14 protein-coding genes are annotated in these 16,922 nt (G+C 47.9%); 3 read left to right on the forward strand and 11 right to left on the reverse strand.

From position 1 onward, the window contains the following. The 4 genes from gdhA to IKG78_RS18855 form a co-directional block, all read right to left on the reverse strand. Nucleotides 1-1,100: NADP-specific glutamate dehydrogenase (gene gdhA / locus IKG78_RS18840; RefSeq protein ID WP_290946471.1), on the reverse strand; the 1,100-nt coding region annotated here is incomplete at its 3' end. A 295-nt stretch (nucleotides 1,101-1,395) separates the two neighbouring features. Then, nucleotides 1,396-2,157, reverse strand: a complete 762-nt coding sequence (locus tag IKG78_RS18845; protein WP_290946475.1) for a thioredoxin-like domain-containing protein — start codon at nucleotides 2,155-2,157, stop codon at nucleotides 1,396-1,398. Nucleotides 2,158-2,190: 33 nt separating this feature from the next. Then, nucleotides 2,191-2,715, reverse strand: coding sequence for a hypothetical protein (locus IKG78_RS18850; protein WP_290946477.1), 525 nt, complete (start codon nucleotides 2,713-2,715; stop codon nucleotides 2,191-2,193). Between the two features lie 10 nt (nucleotides 2,716-2,725). Next, nucleotides 2,726-3,901 carry a dihydroorotate oxidase gene (locus IKG78_RS18855; protein WP_290946482.1) on the reverse strand — a complete coding sequence of 392 codons (1,176 nt, stop codon included), beginning with the start codon at nucleotides 3,899-3,901 and terminating at the stop codon, nucleotides 2,726-2,728. Between the two features lie 120 nt (nucleotides 3,902-4,021). On the opposite strand from IKG78_RS18855, the gene IKG78_RS18860 reads away from it, so the two are divergent. Then, nucleotides 4,022-5,392: a M20/M25/M40 family metallo-hydrolase gene (locus IKG78_RS18860; RefSeq protein ID WP_290946491.1), complete on the forward strand. Its 1,371-nt coding sequence runs from the start codon at nucleotides 4,022-4,024 to the stop codon at nucleotides 5,390-5,392. 18 nt (nucleotides 5,393-5,410) lie between these two features. Next, nucleotides 5,411-6,100: an NAD-dependent deacylase gene (locus IKG78_RS18865; protein ID WP_290946494.1), complete on the forward strand. Its 690-nt coding sequence runs from the start codon at nucleotides 5,411-5,413 to the stop codon at nucleotides 6,098-6,100. A gap of 201 nt (nucleotides 6,101-6,301) precedes the next feature. Here the strand turns inward: IKG78_RS18865 and IKG78_RS18870 are convergent, their stop codons facing one another. The 4 genes from IKG78_RS18870 to IKG78_RS18885 form a co-directional block, all read right to left on the reverse strand. Continuing rightward, entirely contained in the window at nucleotides 6,302-7,234 is a 933-nt protein-coding gene (locus IKG78_RS18870) for an FISUMP domain-containing protein (RefSeq protein ID WP_290946496.1), read from the reverse strand. A gap of 239 nt (nucleotides 7,235-7,473) precedes the next feature. Beyond that, nucleotides 7,474-8,571 carry an ABC transporter ATP-binding protein gene (locus IKG78_RS18875; protein WP_290946505.1) on the reverse strand — a complete coding sequence of 366 codons (1,098 nt, stop codon included), beginning with the start codon at nucleotides 8,569-8,571 and terminating at the stop codon, nucleotides 7,474-7,476. Between the two features lie 413 nt (nucleotides 8,572-8,984). Then, on the reverse strand, nucleotides 8,985-10,064 hold the full coding sequence (locus IKG78_RS18880; RefSeq protein ID WP_290946516.1) for an ABC transporter permease subunit: 1,080 nt from the start codon (nucleotides 10,062-10,064) through the stop codon (nucleotides 8,985-8,987). Nucleotides 10,065-10,243: 179 nt separating this feature from the next. After that, entirely contained in the window at nucleotides 10,244-11,341 is a 1,098-nt protein-coding gene (locus IKG78_RS18885) for a DUF1343 domain-containing protein (RefSeq protein WP_290946526.1), read from the reverse strand. Between the two features lie 138 nt (nucleotides 11,342-11,479). On the opposite strand from IKG78_RS18885, the gene IKG78_RS18890 reads away from it, so the two are divergent. Further along, a complete protein-coding gene (locus IKG78_RS18890) occupies nucleotides 11,480-14,581 on the forward strand; it encodes an FISUMP domain-containing protein (RefSeq protein ID WP_290946529.1) in 3,102 nt (1,033 codons plus the stop codon). Nucleotides 14,582-14,615: 34 nt separating this feature from the next. On the opposite strand, the gene IKG78_RS18895 is transcribed toward IKG78_RS18890, so the two are convergent. The 3 genes from IKG78_RS18895 to IKG78_RS18905 all read right to left on the reverse strand — a co-directional run. Further along, complete coding sequence (locus tag IKG78_RS18895; RefSeq protein WP_290946537.1) at nucleotides 14,616-16,292, reverse strand: ABC transporter ATP-binding protein; 1,677 nt, start codon at nucleotides 16,290-16,292, stop codon at nucleotides 14,616-14,618. Then, entirely contained in the window at nucleotides 16,289-16,558 is a 270-nt protein-coding gene (locus tag IKG78_RS18900; protein WP_290946540.1) for a PqqD family protein, read from the reverse strand. The genes IKG78_RS18895 and IKG78_RS18900 overlap by 4 nt, the downstream gene beginning before the upstream one ends. A 1-nt stretch (nucleotide 16,559) precedes the next feature. Continuing rightward, nucleotides 16,560-16,922 (reverse strand): S24/S26 family peptidase (locus IKG78_RS18905; RefSeq protein WP_290946543.1); only part of this gene is annotated, 363 nt, incomplete at its 5' end.

Raw genomic sequence — 16,922 nt, forward strand, 5'->3', positions numbered from 1 at the left:
AAGAGAACACCAGCCTTCTGGAAGGCTTCGATAGCTTCCGGAGTAGACGGCATGTTAGCACCTTCGGAAACGGCCTTCACGCCGTTAGCGATAAGGGCCTTGGCACCTTCGAGGTCGAGTTCGTTCTGGGTAGCGCACGGAAGAGCGATGTCGCACTTGACCGTCCAAACGCCCTTGGAACCTTCGTGGTATTCAGAACCCGGAACGAGCTTGGCGTATTCGCTAATGCGGGCGCGCTTCACGTTCTTGAGGTCGAGAACGATGTCGAGGTTGATGCCGTTCGGGTCGTAGATGTAGCCGTTGGAGTCGGACATGGTCACGACCTTGCCACCGAGCTGAGTTGCCTTCTGGCAAGCGAACTGGGCAACGTTACCGGAACCGGAAATCACGACGGTCTTGCCCTGGAAGGAGTCGTTAGCGAGGTCCTTGAGCATTTCGCGAGTAAAGTAGCAGAGGCCGTAACCGGTAGCTTCGGTACGAGCGAGAGAACCACCGTAGGAGAGGCCCTTACCGGTGAGAACGCCCACAAATTCGTTGCGGATGCGCTTGTACTGACCGAACATGTAACCGATTTCGCGAGCACCAGTACCCTGGTCACCAGCCGGAACGTCCGTGTCAGCACCGACGTGCTTGCAGAGTTCAGTCATGAAGGACTGGCAGAAACGCATCACTTCGTTGTCGCTCTTGCCCTTAGGATCGAAGTCGGAACCGCCCTTGCCGCCGCCCATGGGGAGCGTGGTCAAGCTGTTCTTGAAGATCTGTTCGAAGCCGAGGAACTTGAGCATGGAAAGAGTAACTTCGTTACGGAGACGGATACCGCCCTTGTACGGGCCGATAGCGGAGTTGAACTGCACGCGGTAGCCACGGTTCACCTGAACGTTACCCTTGTCATCGAGCCAAGGCACGCGGAAGGTAATCACGCGTTCCGGTTCGACGAGGCGGTCGATCACGCCGTTGGTTTCCCAAGACTTGTCCTGTTCGAGGACGGGGTCGAGGGATTCGAGGAATTCGCGGACAGCCTGGTGGAAGAGGGCCTGGTCCGGATCACGGGCGACGACCTTTTCATAAACCTTCTGAAGGTAAGCATTCTTGATTGCCATTTTTTTATCTCCGTTGAGAGTTTGATTGTTAATGTTTTTTCAACGGTTGTAAAGATAGCAAAGGGTTTAGAAAAAAAGTGAAAAAGGGGCAAAAAACTTCAATTTCTTACATTTTTGTAAGTTACTTTTTTAAAAGTTTTATCAATTGCTTTTTTTCGCAAAAAAACGAGGGTAATCTAGCCAAATACTTACATTTTTGTAAGTTTCCAAAACTAACCCACATTAGTAAAATTCTTTTTACAATTATAATGTACAAAGAAAGATTTTACGCAAAGTGGCAAAGCTAGACAATAAATTATTTCATCACTTCGAGCACTAGCTTTTCGAGCATTTCGAAGCTCGGGGCTCCGCTCCAAACGCGCTTGATATAGCCGTTAGCATCAAGGAGCATAAGAGTCGGAACCGCGTGGATTCCGTAACGGCGCCACAGCCCCTGGTCCCCATCGCGATAGAGCGGATACGGAGAAGCATGCTGCTTTTTGTAGAACGAGAGAAGCGTGTTTTTGGGTTCAGAAGAAATGCCGATGATTTCAAGCCCCTGGCCGGAATATTTGTTGTACATTTTTTCAAGCACAGGAAGCGTTTGGCGGCAAGGACCGCACCAAGTCGCCCAGAAGTCCAAAAGCGTTGCTTTCGGTGCATCTTTTCTCTTTTCACCGTTCTTGTAGAAGTTCTTGCCGAACGACGCCATCTTACTGCCAATCGCAGAACCTGTCAAGCTGGTGATGTCGTCCGGGCGCTCCGTCAGTGTGACCATCAACGGAATGCGTTGTCCATCGCGATAAATTTCAAGCCCTACCTTAGAACCCACAGCAGCATCTTTCAAAACGTTCTGGATTTGCGCCACATTGACAAGTTCCTTGCCGTCAAAACCGATGACCAAGTCGCCAGAGACAACTCCAGCCGCAAGGCAACCCGATTCAGGATGAACGCCCGAAACGAGCAACGCCATGTGATTATCGTAAAGGGATTTTTTGTATGTGAGCCCAAGCCACGGTCCAGCAAAAGCAGAGACCGCCATAAACGAAAGAGCGAGAATTGCACGAATCATAGCCATCACAATAAACCTTCCTCATTAAAAATTAGAAAATTAAAATAGGTAAAAACCAATATTGAGAGCCACAGAAAAATTAGCCTCTCGATAAAAAATACCATCCTTTTCAAAAAGCGGTTCCCCGATAATGTAACTGGCTAAAAATTCCAACCGACACAGGAAACTCGCATTCTTGAAAAATAAAACATCTCGTCCGTAGCCAAACGTCACACGCGGCGGAAAATAGCTTTTATTCTCACGTTCAAACGAGACAAACGAAACCCCTAGGCGTAAAAAGTCATCTTCACGAAGTCCCCGAAAGAAAAAACGCCAATTCGCGCCAACTTCAATATAATCCCCAGAGAATAGGGCTACGCCAAACAAATCTGCCGAATGATGTTTGTGCAATCGCAACTCGCCACTCAGCAAAATTGCAGGATGCACAGAATTCAAATAATAGGCAAAAGCCAATTCGCCACCAAATGATATTGGCGAAAGCGAATCCTTCGCAGGCACGTCCTCATACGTCTGCTCGATAAAGTATCCAGCGAAAGACTGGACACAAACAAGCAAAAGTACCACGACCCCTATTTTAACATTTCGGATTCTTAGCATCGTAATCAGCGAGAGTCTTGTAACCGTCTTTCAAAAGAGCTTCTTGTAATTCTTGACGCATCGCATGGGCCGCCATCCAGCGGAAAGCAACGACAGAGTAGCACTGCACCGCATCGACACCGAGCTTGAGAAGGTCGTAAATTTTGTAGCCGTGGTCAATTCCGCCGCACGCCATGACGCTCATCTGCGGGTAATGTTCGCGAATAAACTTCACGTTCTTGACCATGTTTTCGTACAAAGGACGACCAGACATGCCACCGCGATCGCCATCTGCACGGAGCGGAGTCAAATCGTCATATTTCACTTGAACAGGAAGATCGGCAAGCTTTTTAGTCGGATACGTATTTCCAACGACGACCCCGTTCACGCCAGCTTTTACAAGAGCGTCCATGATGGTTGCCGTGTGCGCTTCGGCCATGTCGGGACTGAGTTTTGCATATACGGCTTTGCGGTAGCTTTGCGCATCGCGATAATTCTTTATTTCGGAGAAAATCTTGTCGATAAAGGACATATCGAGATCGAGGCGGTTCTCCCCCGTATTTGGGCAGCTCACGTTGATTTCGATATAATCTGCAACGCGGTAGGCGATAGAAAAACTTTCAACGATATCTTTTATTTTTTCGGCTTCGTCAGTGAGACCCGGCGTTTCTGCCACAGAAATGCCCACGCACATGCCGGCTCTGCGAGCTGCAGCGATTTGAACATCGACGCGACGTGTCACGGCTTCGACACCATCATTGTTGAGTCCCATGCTGTTATAGATGGCACGATCATTTTCGATGAACCCGATGCGAGGTCTGTGGGTGTTTCCTTCGCGCACGTGACGAGTCGCCGTCCCGACAGAAATTCCACCAAAGCCCATGTTGGCGTAATCGCAAATACGTTTCGCAGTCTTGTTTGCACCAGCCGCAAGCACAATCGGGCACCCGAAATGAAGCGGATTAGAGCCATCCGCAAAAGTCACCACGCGATTCAGTATCTTGCTCAAGTCCGGATGACCGCCCATAAACGGAATCACCGGAGCAAATCGCGCCACATGTTTCAAGGAATCATGGCGAAATTCCGGATTATTATGGAAAATTCGACGAATGAGTGCTAAAACACGGTCACTGGGCCGCAAATAATATTCGTGGTTGATGCAATTATTACTCATGAATAGTAAAATAGAAAAATAAGCCACCAAAGACAGTCCCACAAGACGGATAGACCCAACAAAGCACCTATTGCCATACCACGAAAAAAATTATAATTCTATTAGACAAGAGAGTAAATTATGCAAAATCAAATCAAGAAAAACATTCACGAAAACATGCCGCGCTACATCGACATGCTTTCAAGCTTAGTCGCTATCCCGTCCATCAGTTTTGACAATTTTGACCAGAAGTACGTTTTGGACTCCGCGAACGCCGTCAAGGAAATGTTTGCGAAAGCAGGGCTTACCAACATCCAATTTTTGACGCCGCCGAGCGGACGACCGAGCGTTTACGCCGAAAGCCTCACCAGCCCAGACAAGCCGACCATTCTTTTATACGCACACCACGACGTGCAGCCGCCCATGCGAGAAGCTTTGTGGGACACGCCGCCGTTTAAAGCAACGCAAAAAGGTGACCGTCTCTTTGGACGCGGCACCGCTGACGATAAAGCTGGCATCATCACGCATCTTGCAGCCCTTGAACAGGTTCGCCGCGAACTCAAAAACGAAGGCCCGAATCTCAAGTTCATCATCGAAGGCGAAGAAGAATCCGGAAGCGCCGGCTTCGAGAAGATTCTCACGGAACATGCGGAACTCTTGAAGTGCGATGCCGTCATTGTCGCAGACCTCGGAAACTTCGCAAAGGGAACGCCCTCCATCACGACGACGCTTCGCGGCATGAGCGCAATCAACGTGACGCTCCGTGCGACAAAAGCGCCGCTCCATTCCGGTTCCTGGTCCGGTCCGATTCCAGACCCAGCCCAAGCTCTGTGCTGCATGATTGCAAGCCTCACCGACAAAGACGGCAAGATTCTCATTCCGCATTACGAAGACGATATCGTTCCGCCGACCAAGGAAGAATTGGAATCATACAAATCGCTCGGCATGACCGAAGAAATTTTCCGCAACGACGGCGGTGTTCTCGAACAAGTAAAATTGAATGTACCCGAAGACGAAATTTTAATTTCGTTGTGGCGCCGACCGAGTATCATCGTGAGCACATTTGAATCGGGTTCTCGCGTGAACGCCGGCAACGTGCTTCAAGACAGCGCCTACGCCCGCATCGGCATCCGCCTTGCCCCCGGCATGGATGCCGTGAAATGCACCGACATGCTTGCCGACTACCTCAAGGCTCAAGTTCCAAACAACATGGAAATCACCATCGACAAGGAAGACGGCGCGAATCCGTTCGTCACCGACACGACGCACCCGTTCTTCAAGAAGATGAGCGATGCCATGACGGACGCTTATGCCTCCCCCACCAAGTTCATCGGCTGTGGCGCAAGCATCCCCGGAGCGGAACTTTTCCGCAACACGTTCGGTAACATCCCCATTTTACTCACCGGCCTCGAAGACCCGGAATGCAACGCCCATGGCGAAAACGAAAGTTTGTATTTGCCGGACTTTGAAAGCGGCATCGTCGCAGAAGCGCTTTTCTTTGCAAGCATTTAGCAAGAAGAAGGAGAAAAAATGAAACGTTTAAAACTCGTTGTACTGACAGGCGCTGGAATCAGTGCCGAATCTGGACTCCGCACATTCCGCGGAAACGACGGCATGTGGGAACACGAAAACATCGAAGACGTGTGCACGCCGGACGCACTCCGCCGTGACCCAAAACGCGTCAAAGACTTTTACAACTTCTTGCGAAAGGGACTCCCCGAACACCAGCCGAACGCCGCCCACATTGCGCTTGCCAAACTCGAAGAACGCCTCGGCGATCAATTCTTGCTGGTAACGCAGAACGTCGATGACCTGCATGAACGCGGCGGCAGCAAACGCGTGCTGCACATGCACGGCGACTTAATGAAACTTCGCTGCACCAAGCACGAACATGAATTCGATTTCACCGGCGAAGAAACGATGGACACGAAATGCCCGATTTGCGGAAGCCCCGTGCGCCCGGACATCGTATTCTTTGGCGAGACGCCCTTGTACATGGACGAAATTCAAAGCGCCCTCAAGAACTGCGATGAATTTGTCTATATCGGCACAAGCAGCGTCGTGTATCCCGCGGCAGGCTTTAAAAGTTTCGCACATTCGTACGGTGCGAAAGTCACTTGCTTGAATCTTGAAGCTCCTTATGGCGACCCTTACACGGACGTCGTCATTCAAGGGAAAGCGACCGAAGTCGTGCCCAAGTGGTGCGAAGAATTTAAGTGAACAGTGGTTAGTGATTAGTAAACAGTAGAAAGTAAGAAGTTGCGTGTCACCCTGGACTTGTTCCGGGGTCAGTATTGTGAGAAAAAGCCGATCCCGGCACAGAGGCCGGGATGACATTGTCCTCTCGTGTCATCCTACAGGATCCAGTTAAGTCTCGTGATTAATAGACTGTAGAAGATAAGGGAGTCCGCGGAGACGGAGTTATCCCTTATTTTCAGCGGAATCGTCCTTGATCAAACGAAGGTAAGACTGCGTGTGCGTACTGAAAGAAATTCGGCCAGGGAAAATTTCAAAGCAGTACTTATCTTCGGCAGTCCAGTAATGGCTGTAATAGTTACTGCCAATGCCACCAGTGTTACCTTTGACAGGAGTCGCTTCAAAACCAAGGTTATCCGTCGGAGTCACACTGCACTTTTCCCAGCCCTTCCGCGACATCAAGACGCTCGACGCATCACCGCAACCCAAGCTTGAAGCGGTTTGGATAAGTTTTTCAAAATCCTTTTTCTTGGGAACGCGCCAACCGCGAACTTCGCAATATTTATTGACAGCATTCCATTCATAAAACCCCTCGCCGCAATAGCCAACGCACTTGTATTTCAAAGGTTCCTTCATCCATACTTGGTCACCGATTCTCACGGTTTTATAAACTTGTCCGTCGCGAGGATCGACAAAATGTCCTTCAAAGAAATTCGGGGACAACGGGAACGTTTTCTTCCAGATGTACATTTGCAAAGCGTCTAGCATCTGAGCGCAAGGTTCAAAGGACATTCCCAAATCCACACAAAGACGCCTTAAGCACGCCTCCAGCACTTCTTGTTGTTCGCCATCCGAAAAATCTTTTACGGCAAACATGCTCGAAGGAATATGCTTTAACACAAGCAAGAACAGACGGTCTTTCGCATCTTCGAATTCAGGAGCGTTCAGATTACGGAGCTCATTTTCCAAAGTGGAATCTTCAGTAAAAAAGTTCTCGCCCACTTGTTGGAGCATGCATTCAAGCAATTCGTTCACGCCTTTTTGAGGAACCTTGACGGCTGGCCGGACTAATTTAGCTCCGCAGAACGGGCAATTTTCCATTTTATCGAGTAAAGCTTCAAAATCCTTTAAGTTTTTATGGCATTGGTTGCAAAACATGGAAGGTTTCCCCGAAAGAAATTTTTCAAATATTTAACGATTTAAAAATAAAATAAATTTCAAAAAAATTATGATTCACCGCCAAAAAATCGTTTTTATTATGCAATAAGTACATCATGCGGGCGGGCCCCCAGCTCAGAGTTGACGCCTCCATTCTCACGACGAACTGTCATTATCCTCAATTATTTAACTAATTATCACGCATCATTTAGACCTATGCATAAAAGAATCTATAAATATTATCCTTTTGCCTGAAAAAAGCAGTATGCAAAATGTTCAGCGTCAGCAATTTTCGGTGGGAGTTCCGCAGAGAGACATTTTTCGCGAAGCTCCGCCGCAGCTTGCGAGCATTTGCAACAGCGGTCGGCAAAGCGGCAGCCTTGAGCAAAATCTTTCGGATGCGGCACAGACCCCGGAATCGACGCAAGCGTACGCAAGTCGCTATGGCTTTCGGGAATAGCAGCCAAGAGTCCCTGCGTATAAGGATGCATCGGATGGTTGATGACTTCGCGGACAGGACCTTCTTCGACGATGCGACCGGCATACATCACGGCGACACGGTGGGCGTACTGCGAAACGATTCCCATGTTGTGCGTAATGAGCAGAACGGCAGTTCCCGTCTTTTCGGCCATGTCCTTGAGGACAGCGAGCACTTGAGCCTGCACGGTCACATCCAAAGCTGTTGTAGGTTCATCAGCGATAATGAGTTTGGGCTTTGGGAGGAGAGCCATCACAATGCAAACGCGCTGGAGCATACCGCCCGAGAGTTCGTGCGGATACGAATTCAAAACGCGGTCGGGGTCAGTAAAGCCGGCAAGGCGAAGTTGCTCGCGAATTACATTCAACGGAGAATTGACTGGATCCCCTTCGCTTCGCTCCGAGGATGACGAACAGCCACAAGTCATTCGAGATAGCGTGGGATCCTTCGATTTGCGAGTGACACCGTACTTGAAAACTTCAAGCAATTGTTTTTTGATGGTGACGACGGGATTGAGCGCCTGCATCGGTTCCTGGAAGATGCATGCGATTTCGGAGCCGCGAACAGATTGCAGTTCATCGAGCGGGAGTTTCACAAGGTCGCGGGCGTCTTGACCGAACAAAATCTCGCCGCTCACGATTTTTGCACTCGGCCACGGCAACAAGCGCAAAATGCTCATCGCAGTCACGCTCTTTCCGCAACCGGACTCACCCACCAACGCAAAAAATTCACCCGAATAAATGTCAAACGAAACACGGTCCGTCACTTGCAACGGCTCTTTGCCATCACGCGAACGACCGTTCTTGTCGAACCCGAACGCAACAGAAACATCTTTTACACTAAGAACAGCTTTGCTCATATTCTTTAATCTCTAAATTCAATGGATTCTATCGGGGCGTTGCCCCTCCAGAATGACAGGCTCCCAAATGATAGATATCCGCAATCGACTTATACAACACTGCGTAAGGAGATCCCGGCACTTCGACAGGCTCAGTGACCTGAGGGTCCGGGATGACAAGGTCAAAAATGATGTGCCCGCGCCGCTTTCGTCTAGCATGCTCATACCTCAAAGCGAAGCGACCTCAAAGGCACTCCGTGCCGACCTCATAGCCCACACCTCAAACATATCTATCCCCCGACTTCGGGTCGGTTGACGACTCCGCAATCGACTTAATAACGCAATCAGAACATTTGATGTCGATTGCTCCGCGCTCACACGGCTCGTTAATACGAGCCGTTCCCGCTTGGCATGGACCACTCAGTCGTATTGCATTAAACATATCTATCCCCCGACTTCGGGTCCATTGCATCACGCACGCCTTCACCGACAAATGTCGTAAGCAAAAGCGTCACGAAGAGCGCAGCGACCGTGCTCACAGAAATCCACGGAGCGTAGAGGTTGTTGAGCCCCTGACTCATGAGCTCGCCCCAACTTGGCGTGGGCGGCTGGAGTCCAAAGCCCAAGAAATCTAGCGACGTGAGGCTCCCGATTCCGCCGATAAGCGTGAACGGGAATAGCGTCACCACGGGCGTCATCGCATTCGGCAAGATTTCCTTGAAAAAGATGTGTCGATGTCCAAGGCCAAGCACTTTCGCGGACATCACGTAAGTCATGCTGCGGAGCTTCAGGAATTCCGCACGCATGTAATAGCTGAGCGAAAGCCAATTGAAAGCCGCCATAATCAAAATCAAAAGCCAGAAACTGCGGCCATAAATACTGCCGATGAGAATCACCACGTAAAGCATCGGGAGCGACGACCAAATTTCGATCATACGCTGCATGCCTGTATCCCAGAACTTTCCGAGATAGCCCTGGATACCGCCAATCACAATGCCAAGGAACGTCCCGAGCACGGTCAAAAGCAAGCTAAAGCTAATGCAAATGCGGAAACCGTGAATCAAACGCGAAAGAACGTCTCGCCCATTGCTATCCGTGCCAAGCCAGTGCTTTGCGCTCGGTGCAAACGGAGGGGTTCCCTCCTCGCTCAGATCCGCCTTCAGCGGATCGTGCGGCACTGGCGGCATAAGCGTCCACATTTCGGGGCAGCCCCCAGCACGCGGAAAACCCTCTTCTTCGTCCTGCTTGCATTCCGCAACATCCGCAAAAAGCTTCGCGTAATCCTGTTCCGTCTTGTATTCGCCACCAAAGTCCGCTTCGCTGTAACGTGCAAACGCCGGGAAATAATTCTTGCCGTTATAACGCAAGAAGAACGGCTCGTCGTTTACCGTCCACGGACTCGTGAGCGAAAGCAAGTAAGCCACCACCAAAATCACAAGCGACCAAAAAGCTCGTTTGTTTTTGCGGAAGCGCTTTAAGCGGTTCAAAGTTTCTGTCGAAAGTCTAAGTTTCATTTATACAAGTGTTCTGCAATAGAGTTCCGTGTAAGGAGATCCCCTATCAAGTCGGGGATGACACATTAAAAGGTTCGGCAAAAGGTCACTGAGCCTGCCGAAGTGCACCAACCTTAGTCGAGGATGACAGGCCGAGGTGACGGCATCCGACGCATTTTTCGAGGCAGTCCCAACAACCATTAAATACTCGTCTCAATAAATTCCTTGCGGAACGTTCCGTTGCCAAGCAAAATATCAATCGGCAGCTTGTGGAATTCATACTCGTACGGCGGTTGCTTCCACGCAAAGTCCTTCGGGTATTCATTGAATATGTACTGCAACAGCTTCACCGCCATTTCAAAACTGCGGAACTTGTTGCGGTCAGTCACGTGAATCTGCGCACCTCCACAAATCTGCCCCGCGCCCTTGTGGAACGTCGGCTGGAAATAGTTTTCGCGGAAATACACGCCCGGGAGCTTAAGGCCATTCATGTACTTGCAAAGCTTGACCGCATCGATGAACGGCGCACCGAAAATTTCGAACGGACGCGTCGTGCCACGGCCTTCACTCACGTTGGTCGCTTCAAACAGGCACATGCCCGGATACACGATGGCGGTATCGAGCGTGGGCATGTTCGGGCTCGGCAAAATCCACGGGAGTCCAGTTTCATCAAACCACATGCGCTTATCGTAACCATCCATGTGCATCACGTAAAGTTCGCACTTCGGGAATCGCTCAGCCTTGAACTGTTCAGCAAGTTCGCCAATCGTCTTTGCATGGCGAGTGCGAATGCTATGCAAACCCACAAAGCTCGTGTAATTGAGGTCAAGTACCGGGCCTTCTTCATCCACGCAGTTGATCGGGTTCGGGCGATCCACGACAACAACAGGGATTCCAGCCTTTTCGCACGCCTTCATGCAGAGGAAAAGCGTCCAGATGAACGTGTAGTAACGCGCGCCCACATCCTGCAAATCCACAAGCATCGCATCCACATGCGAAAGCATTTCCGCCGTCGGTTCGCGATGTTCGCCGTAAAGGCTGTAAACCGGAATATGCAATTCCGGGTCTTCATAGCCTTCCCATTCAATCATGTTATCTTGCGTATGCCCCTTGATGCCGTGCTGCGGGCCAAACAAAGCCGAAAGTTTAAAGAGCTTGCCGTCCAAATCCTTGAGCAAGTCAAGTGTATAACTCAAATCGGCACAAACCGAAGCCGGATGGAGAACCGCACCCAGACGCTTGCCACGAAGCGCTGCCGGGAAACTTTTTTCAAAATGAGAAAGAGCTAAAGTAACCATATTTTTAAAAGTAGTAAAAACACGAAAATGAACTAAAAAACGGTTCCGTAAAAAGCCTTACAAACCGCCTGAATAAAATTACAAAAAACTTACAAAAACAATTTGTCCGTCCCAATATTTTTTGGTATTTTACCCATTATGGACAAGTCATACAAAATCATTTCTACTTTTTGCTGTCTGCTTGCTTTCTGGGCATGCGGGGACGACAACGGATCATCAAGCACAGACGAATGCTCTGATTGCTATTCTTCGAGTTCTTCCCCATCCTCATCAGATAGTAAAATATTTGATGGCTATGACAATTATCAGGATTCTTCAGCCATGGGGACTCCCTTTAAATCGGAACTCGGTTCGGTCTCGATTATAAAAGAAGAAGTAAAAGATACCCGAAGCGGCAAAATCTACAAAACGATAAAATTCGGGCCTTACGTCTGGATGGCAGAAAATGTCAACGACGATGCACGAGGCACCAAAAGCATTTGCTACGACGAAAAAAGCTCCAACTGCAAATCCTATGGCAGATTGTACATGGACCAAAACGTCTATAACGCATGCCCTGAAGGTTTTGACGTTCCGTCCGAAGAAGATTTCAAGTACATGACCCGCTTTGCAAGCGACATCACAAACGAAGATTTTGGATTCAATCCGCAAATGGGCGGTAGCTGTACAGAAACAAAAGGCTCATTGACTTGTACCAACATTGGCCAAGCTGCGGAGTTCCTGACAAGCGACGGGAAATTCATCCGCATCAAGAAAAACGGCGGAACAAGCTTTGAAGAAATAGACCTCAATGGTTATTATTCCTTGCGTTGCATGAAGCATTCCTATTTCGTTGAAACAGAAAAGATGCTCCCGACTTGCACAACTGAGACAACGAATCTCAACGACAATTTTTTCGTAGCAGATAAAAAAACAAATTACACTTGCAAAAACGGCAAATGGGTCAACACCAAAGATTCGGAATGCCCTTATTCCGAAAATGGCCGCAAGTATTACTATAAAGATTCGCTCTATATTTGCAACAGCTCATGGGAACTGGCCTCCATGAACGATCTAGATGAGCCCTGTACAAAAACAAACGAACGAACCGTCCAAAAATTGAACGGAAAGAACTACATCTGCGAAAATAAAAAATGGCGTTTGCCGAACAAAACAGAAGAAAAAATCGGGTTCTGCACGCCCCAAAATACCGGCACGCTTGATTCCATCCTCACGAAATCGGATACGAGTGTATATTACTGCGATGCAACAGGCTGGCGTAAAGCCGTGATTACGGACTTTATCGGCAAATGCGACAGCAGCAAGTATTACGTTGTCAAAGAATACAATGACGATTCTTACGTTTGCCGCACGACCAAGCAATGGAGCAAGTTAGACACCGTCGAAAATAAAATCGGAGTTTGCACCCCGAAACTTGCAGGAAAGATGGATTCCGTCATCACGAAAAAAGATTCGACACGCAATGTGAAAATCTACTATTGCGACACAACCGCTTGGCGAGCGGCCCTCGTCTCCGACATTTACGGCAAATGCGACAGTTCCAAGCATTACAAAATCGTTAAATTTAGCGGAGATTCCTATTCTTGTCGCCAAAACAACAAGTGGGAAATTTTAACAAAAGTCGAACAAGAAATTGGATTGTGTACCCCTAACAAAAAAGGGACTCTCGATACCACGGATTCAAAGCAATTTTACTACTGCGATTCAACGGGCTGGCGTAATGCAGTGGCTGACGACTATTTAGGCGTATGCGATTCGGCCAACAAGTACAAGGTAAAATACTTTTGGGGTAACCATTACGGCTGCAAGAACGGCCCCAAATGGGAATACCTCGAATACCCCGAAAGCGACCTTGGCTACTGCGTCCCAGAAGTTAAAGGAGTTGTAAAAATAGACCAAAACGCAACAAGCTACATTTGCGATACAAAATGGCGCAAAGCCACAAAGGAAGAAGCTCTCGGAGAATGTACCGACGAAAACGACGGCAAGACAAACTGGTTTAAACCGGACAAAAAAGACATCAAATATATTTGTGCTTGGGGTTCCTGGAGAGAGAGCCGTCTGATGGATGATTCCCTTGGAATTTGTGCCAAAGCTCAATTGAAGAAAAGCGGCATATACAATTCTAAAGAGTATATCTGCACCAAAGATGGTTGGAGCGTGGCTACACTTATCACAAAATACGATTCATGTACTGTAGAACGCGATAACGAGCTAGTAACATTTGAAGGCGAGCGCTACGTATGCCAAGATAAAAGGTGGGTAAAAGTAACAGGCATCGAGGCTAAATATGGATTATGTACAGCGAACCGAGAAAATGAACTTGTCAAAGATACCAGTATAAACTACATCTATACTTACGCATGTATCAATAACCGATGGAAGTCCGTTTCCGGTGTTGAAGCAGAATATGGAATATGTACAGAAAAAAGAGAAAACGAAATCGTTCAAGACAAAGAATACAATTATATGTGCCATAATAAAAGCTGGAAATCCGTTTTTGGCATCGCACTTGAAAAAGGATTTTGTACAAAAGAAAGAGAGGGCGAAATCGTAGCATCCATCAACAGCGAATATATTTACAAATGCGAGCGTGAAGATTGGAAAACCGTTTCAGCACCAGAACTTTTTGGCAATTGCACAGCAGATAACGCAGGAACGATTGAAACAATCGACAGCGTTAAGTTCATCTGTTCTAAAGATAAAGTATGGGAGCTGTATTCGGGAGTCTTGGAAGAATACGGCGAATGCAACTGTGACAATCGAGGAAAAACAGTAACATACAATGGAAAGAAATACGGATGCGGAGGAACCACAGACTGCAAGCGTTCTCAATGGCTAGCCTTCGATGAAATAACGGAAGCTTTGGGCTTTTGTGACGGCACAAAAATAATATGGACTGTATATAACAATAAAGATTATGTTTGCGGAACTAACGAAAAAGGATGGATTTCATCATCAAACAATTCAATATTTGCAATGTACGGTGCTTGTAATAAAAGATATCTTTGGAAATACGGAGCATTAGTCGGTTTTAAAGGACAGCATTACTATTGCGACGAAGATTTGGCAGATACAGATGATATTCCCGGTTGGCACCCGCTCAACGCAATAGACTCTCTCGGCGGAGTCTGTACAAAAGGCAAAATGGCCGACACTGTGACCTATCAAGGAACACTGTATTACTGCGGATTGAATACGCAGAAGAAATACGAATGGCTCCAAAAGCCAAACGATTGACGCCACATTCCAAAGGATTACAAATTGCAATAAGCTACAATCGGACTATTTCATCGCACAATTCGCATACAGCAGTGCGGTGAGTCACGAAAATCATTGTTTTTTCGGGGAATGATGCAAACAAGCGCTTGTACAAATCAGCTTCGGTCGTTTCGTCAAGCGAAGAACTGATTTCATCGAGCAACAAGATGTTTCCCGGTCGCAAAAGCCCACGGGCAATCGCAATGCGTTGGGCCTGCCCTTCACTCAGACCACGACCGCGTTCTCCCAATTCAAAGTCCAGCCCTTCAGCAAAGTCAAAAACAAAGTCCGCGCAGGCGATATGCAAAGCGTCTCGCATTTCATCATCGGTTGCATCCGGTTTCGCAAGCTGCAAGTTATAACGCACGGAGCCGTTCATTAACGTATTCCCCTGCGGTACATAGACGAAATTCGGGCGAGTCTCGTCAGAAACAAGAGCTTCATTTTCGCGGAATGCCTCGCAAGCTTTAGATTCGCCGCCATGTTTCAAGTAAATCAAAATTTTGCCATTATTGGGCTTGATAAAACCAAGAAGGAGTCTGAATAAAGTCGTCTTTCCCTTACCCGTCTCCCCCATTATTGCGGTTTTGCTTCCAGGTGCAAAATCGTGAGAAAAATCATCAATAATTTCACGGTGGTTTTTGTCGGTTTCTTGCGTATATGCGAAATTGACGTTTTCCAACCGCAATCCAAGTTGATCCTGAATAACGATGCTATTGCGTTGTTGACGTTCTTCATTGATAGAATTCGTTTCCAATTCATCCAAGCGGTCGATGCTTGCCGTCGAATGCACCAGTTGCGGCACCATTCCAAGCAACGTCAGAATCGGATGCTGGATTTGACCGACCAACTGTAAAAAAGAAGTCATCATGCCAAATGTAATCGTTCCTTCACGCAGCCCAAGACCGCCCCAGACAAATGCAAATAAATAGCCCAAGGCAAAAGTGGAACCAATAGCAAATCGAGCAACAGTCGTAAAGCGGGTACGGCGCAGCACATCTCTTTCCAGTTTACTTTGTTTCAAGCAAAGATGTCTTGTAATCCAGTTTTCGCTTTCCAAAGAGCGGAGTACAGCGTTATATTCCACCCCTTCTTGCACAAGCATCTGAATTTTGCTTTCGCTATCGCGAATTTCAAGCGTCATTTTTTTGAGCTTATGCGATATGAGCTTGCCTACAATAATCATTACTGGTGTTATAAGCAATAAAGCCCAAGCAAGGCGCGCATCGAACCAACGCATCAAAAGGAACGCACCGACAAGCTGAATGACAGTCACCGCCATCTCCGGAAGCGTATCGACCATGGAGGTTGCCACATTGTCAATATCCTTCGAAAGTCTAGACGAGACATCGCCAGAATGCAATTCCTTGCCGTCAAAGAGTTTTCGCCGAAACAACGTGCCAAAATAAAAAAGCCGGAGTTCGTTCGTCTTTCGGACCATGGAACTTCCGGTCATATAGTAGTACACGAGTCTAAGGACTATAGAACCCACCATCGATGCGACAAGAAGCGACACCATACGCATGATGTCATCTTCCGTTCCAACACGAATCGTTTCGTCAATAAACCGCTTGCTAAGCCAAATCGTCAAAAGGCCGAGCGCAACACGCCCAATCCCCACCAAAATGCGGATCGCAATATTCAAACGGGCGTTACGCGTCCCACGCCACAGCCAGACGATGTATTTCATTCTAGCACATTGACCTTTTGCCATTCAGCGACAATTGCCGCTACGTCAATTTTAGCTTGTTCGTTGCTGACATCATATTCGGAGCACAAAGCATCAGCAAGGCCATCGATCGAAAAATCACCCATTTCAGTAGCCTTTTTCCAAAGCCAGGCCGCAGTTTCGTTCAAGCAGAGGAGCTTTCCAAAATCGAGAGCGCCAACGCCTTCGCCCATGATTACCTGTTCACCGCAGACTTCGCGGAGCACAAATCCATTCTTTATACGCATATTAATTCACCTTATTATAAATCCAAAGAAGATACCGCCTAAAAGGTAGCAAAGCAAACCAAACTTTCGACGATAAGCGGTAAAAAAAGGAATCCAACGACCGTTTTTTCCCATTTGGTTTCACAACTAACGACACTTTCGCACAAACCTCGTTTCTATTACAGTATTCACGCAAAACCAAATTGCCATCACCCATCAAGGTCACACGATCGTCCTCCAAAGCAATGACCCTATGAATAACATAATGCTTATCTTCTCGATTTTCGCTTTCCACGTAGGCAAGAACCACATCGCCTTTACGGATTTCGTTCGGTTTTTCCAAGACTACGCTATCACGGCCCCCCACGATAAACGGCAACATACT

It is taken from the genome of Fibrobacter sp., from assembly GCF_017545445.1.
In the GTDB taxonomy this organism is placed as follows: domain Bacteria; phylum Fibrobacterota; class Fibrobacteria; order Fibrobacterales; family Fibrobacteraceae; genus Fibrobacter.

Excerpts from the sequence above, each read along its gene's own strand:
- IKG78_RS18860 (WP_290946491.1), top strand. The coding sequence starts at position 4,022 with ATGCAAAATCAAATCAAGAAAAACATTCACGAAAACATGCCGCGCTAC.
- IKG78_RS18870 (WP_290946496.1), bottom strand. The coding sequence starts at position 7,234 with ATGTTTTGCAACCAATGCCATAAAAACTTAAAGGATTTTGAAGCTTTA.
- IKG78_RS18855 (WP_290946482.1), bottom strand. The coding sequence starts at position 3,901 with ATGAGTAATAATTGCATCAACCACGAATATTATTTGCGGCCCAGTGAC.
- IKG78_RS18865 (WP_290946494.1), top strand. The coding sequence starts at position 5,411 with ATGAAACGTTTAAAACTCGTTGTACTGACAGGCGCTGGAATCAGTGCC.
- IKG78_RS18880 (WP_290946516.1), bottom strand. The coding sequence starts at position 10,064 with ATGAAACTTAGACTTTCGACAGAAACTTTGAACCGCTTAAAGCGCTTC.
- IKG78_RS18885 (WP_290946526.1), bottom strand. The coding sequence starts at position 11,341 with ATGGTTACTTTAGCTCTTTCTCATTTTGAAAAAAGTTTCCCGGCAGCG.
- IKG78_RS18845 (WP_290946475.1), bottom strand. The coding sequence starts at position 2,157 with ATGGCTATGATTCGTGCAATTCTCGCTCTTTCGTTTATGGCGGTCTCT.
- IKG78_RS18900 (WP_290946540.1), bottom strand. The coding sequence starts at position 16,558 with ATGCGTATAAAGAATGGATTTGTGCTCCGCGAAGTCTGCGGTGAACAG.
- IKG78_RS18895 (WP_290946537.1), bottom strand. The coding sequence starts at position 16,292 with ATGAAATACATCGTCTGGCTGTGGCGTGGGACGCGTAACGCCCGTTTG.
- IKG78_RS18890 (WP_290946529.1), top strand. The coding sequence starts at position 11,480 with ATGGACAAGTCATACAAAATCATTTCTACTTTTTGCTGTCTGCTTGCT.
- IKG78_RS18875 (WP_290946505.1), bottom strand. The coding sequence starts at position 8,571 with ATGAGCAAAGCTGTTCTTAGTGTAAAAGATGTTTCTGTTGCGTTCGGG.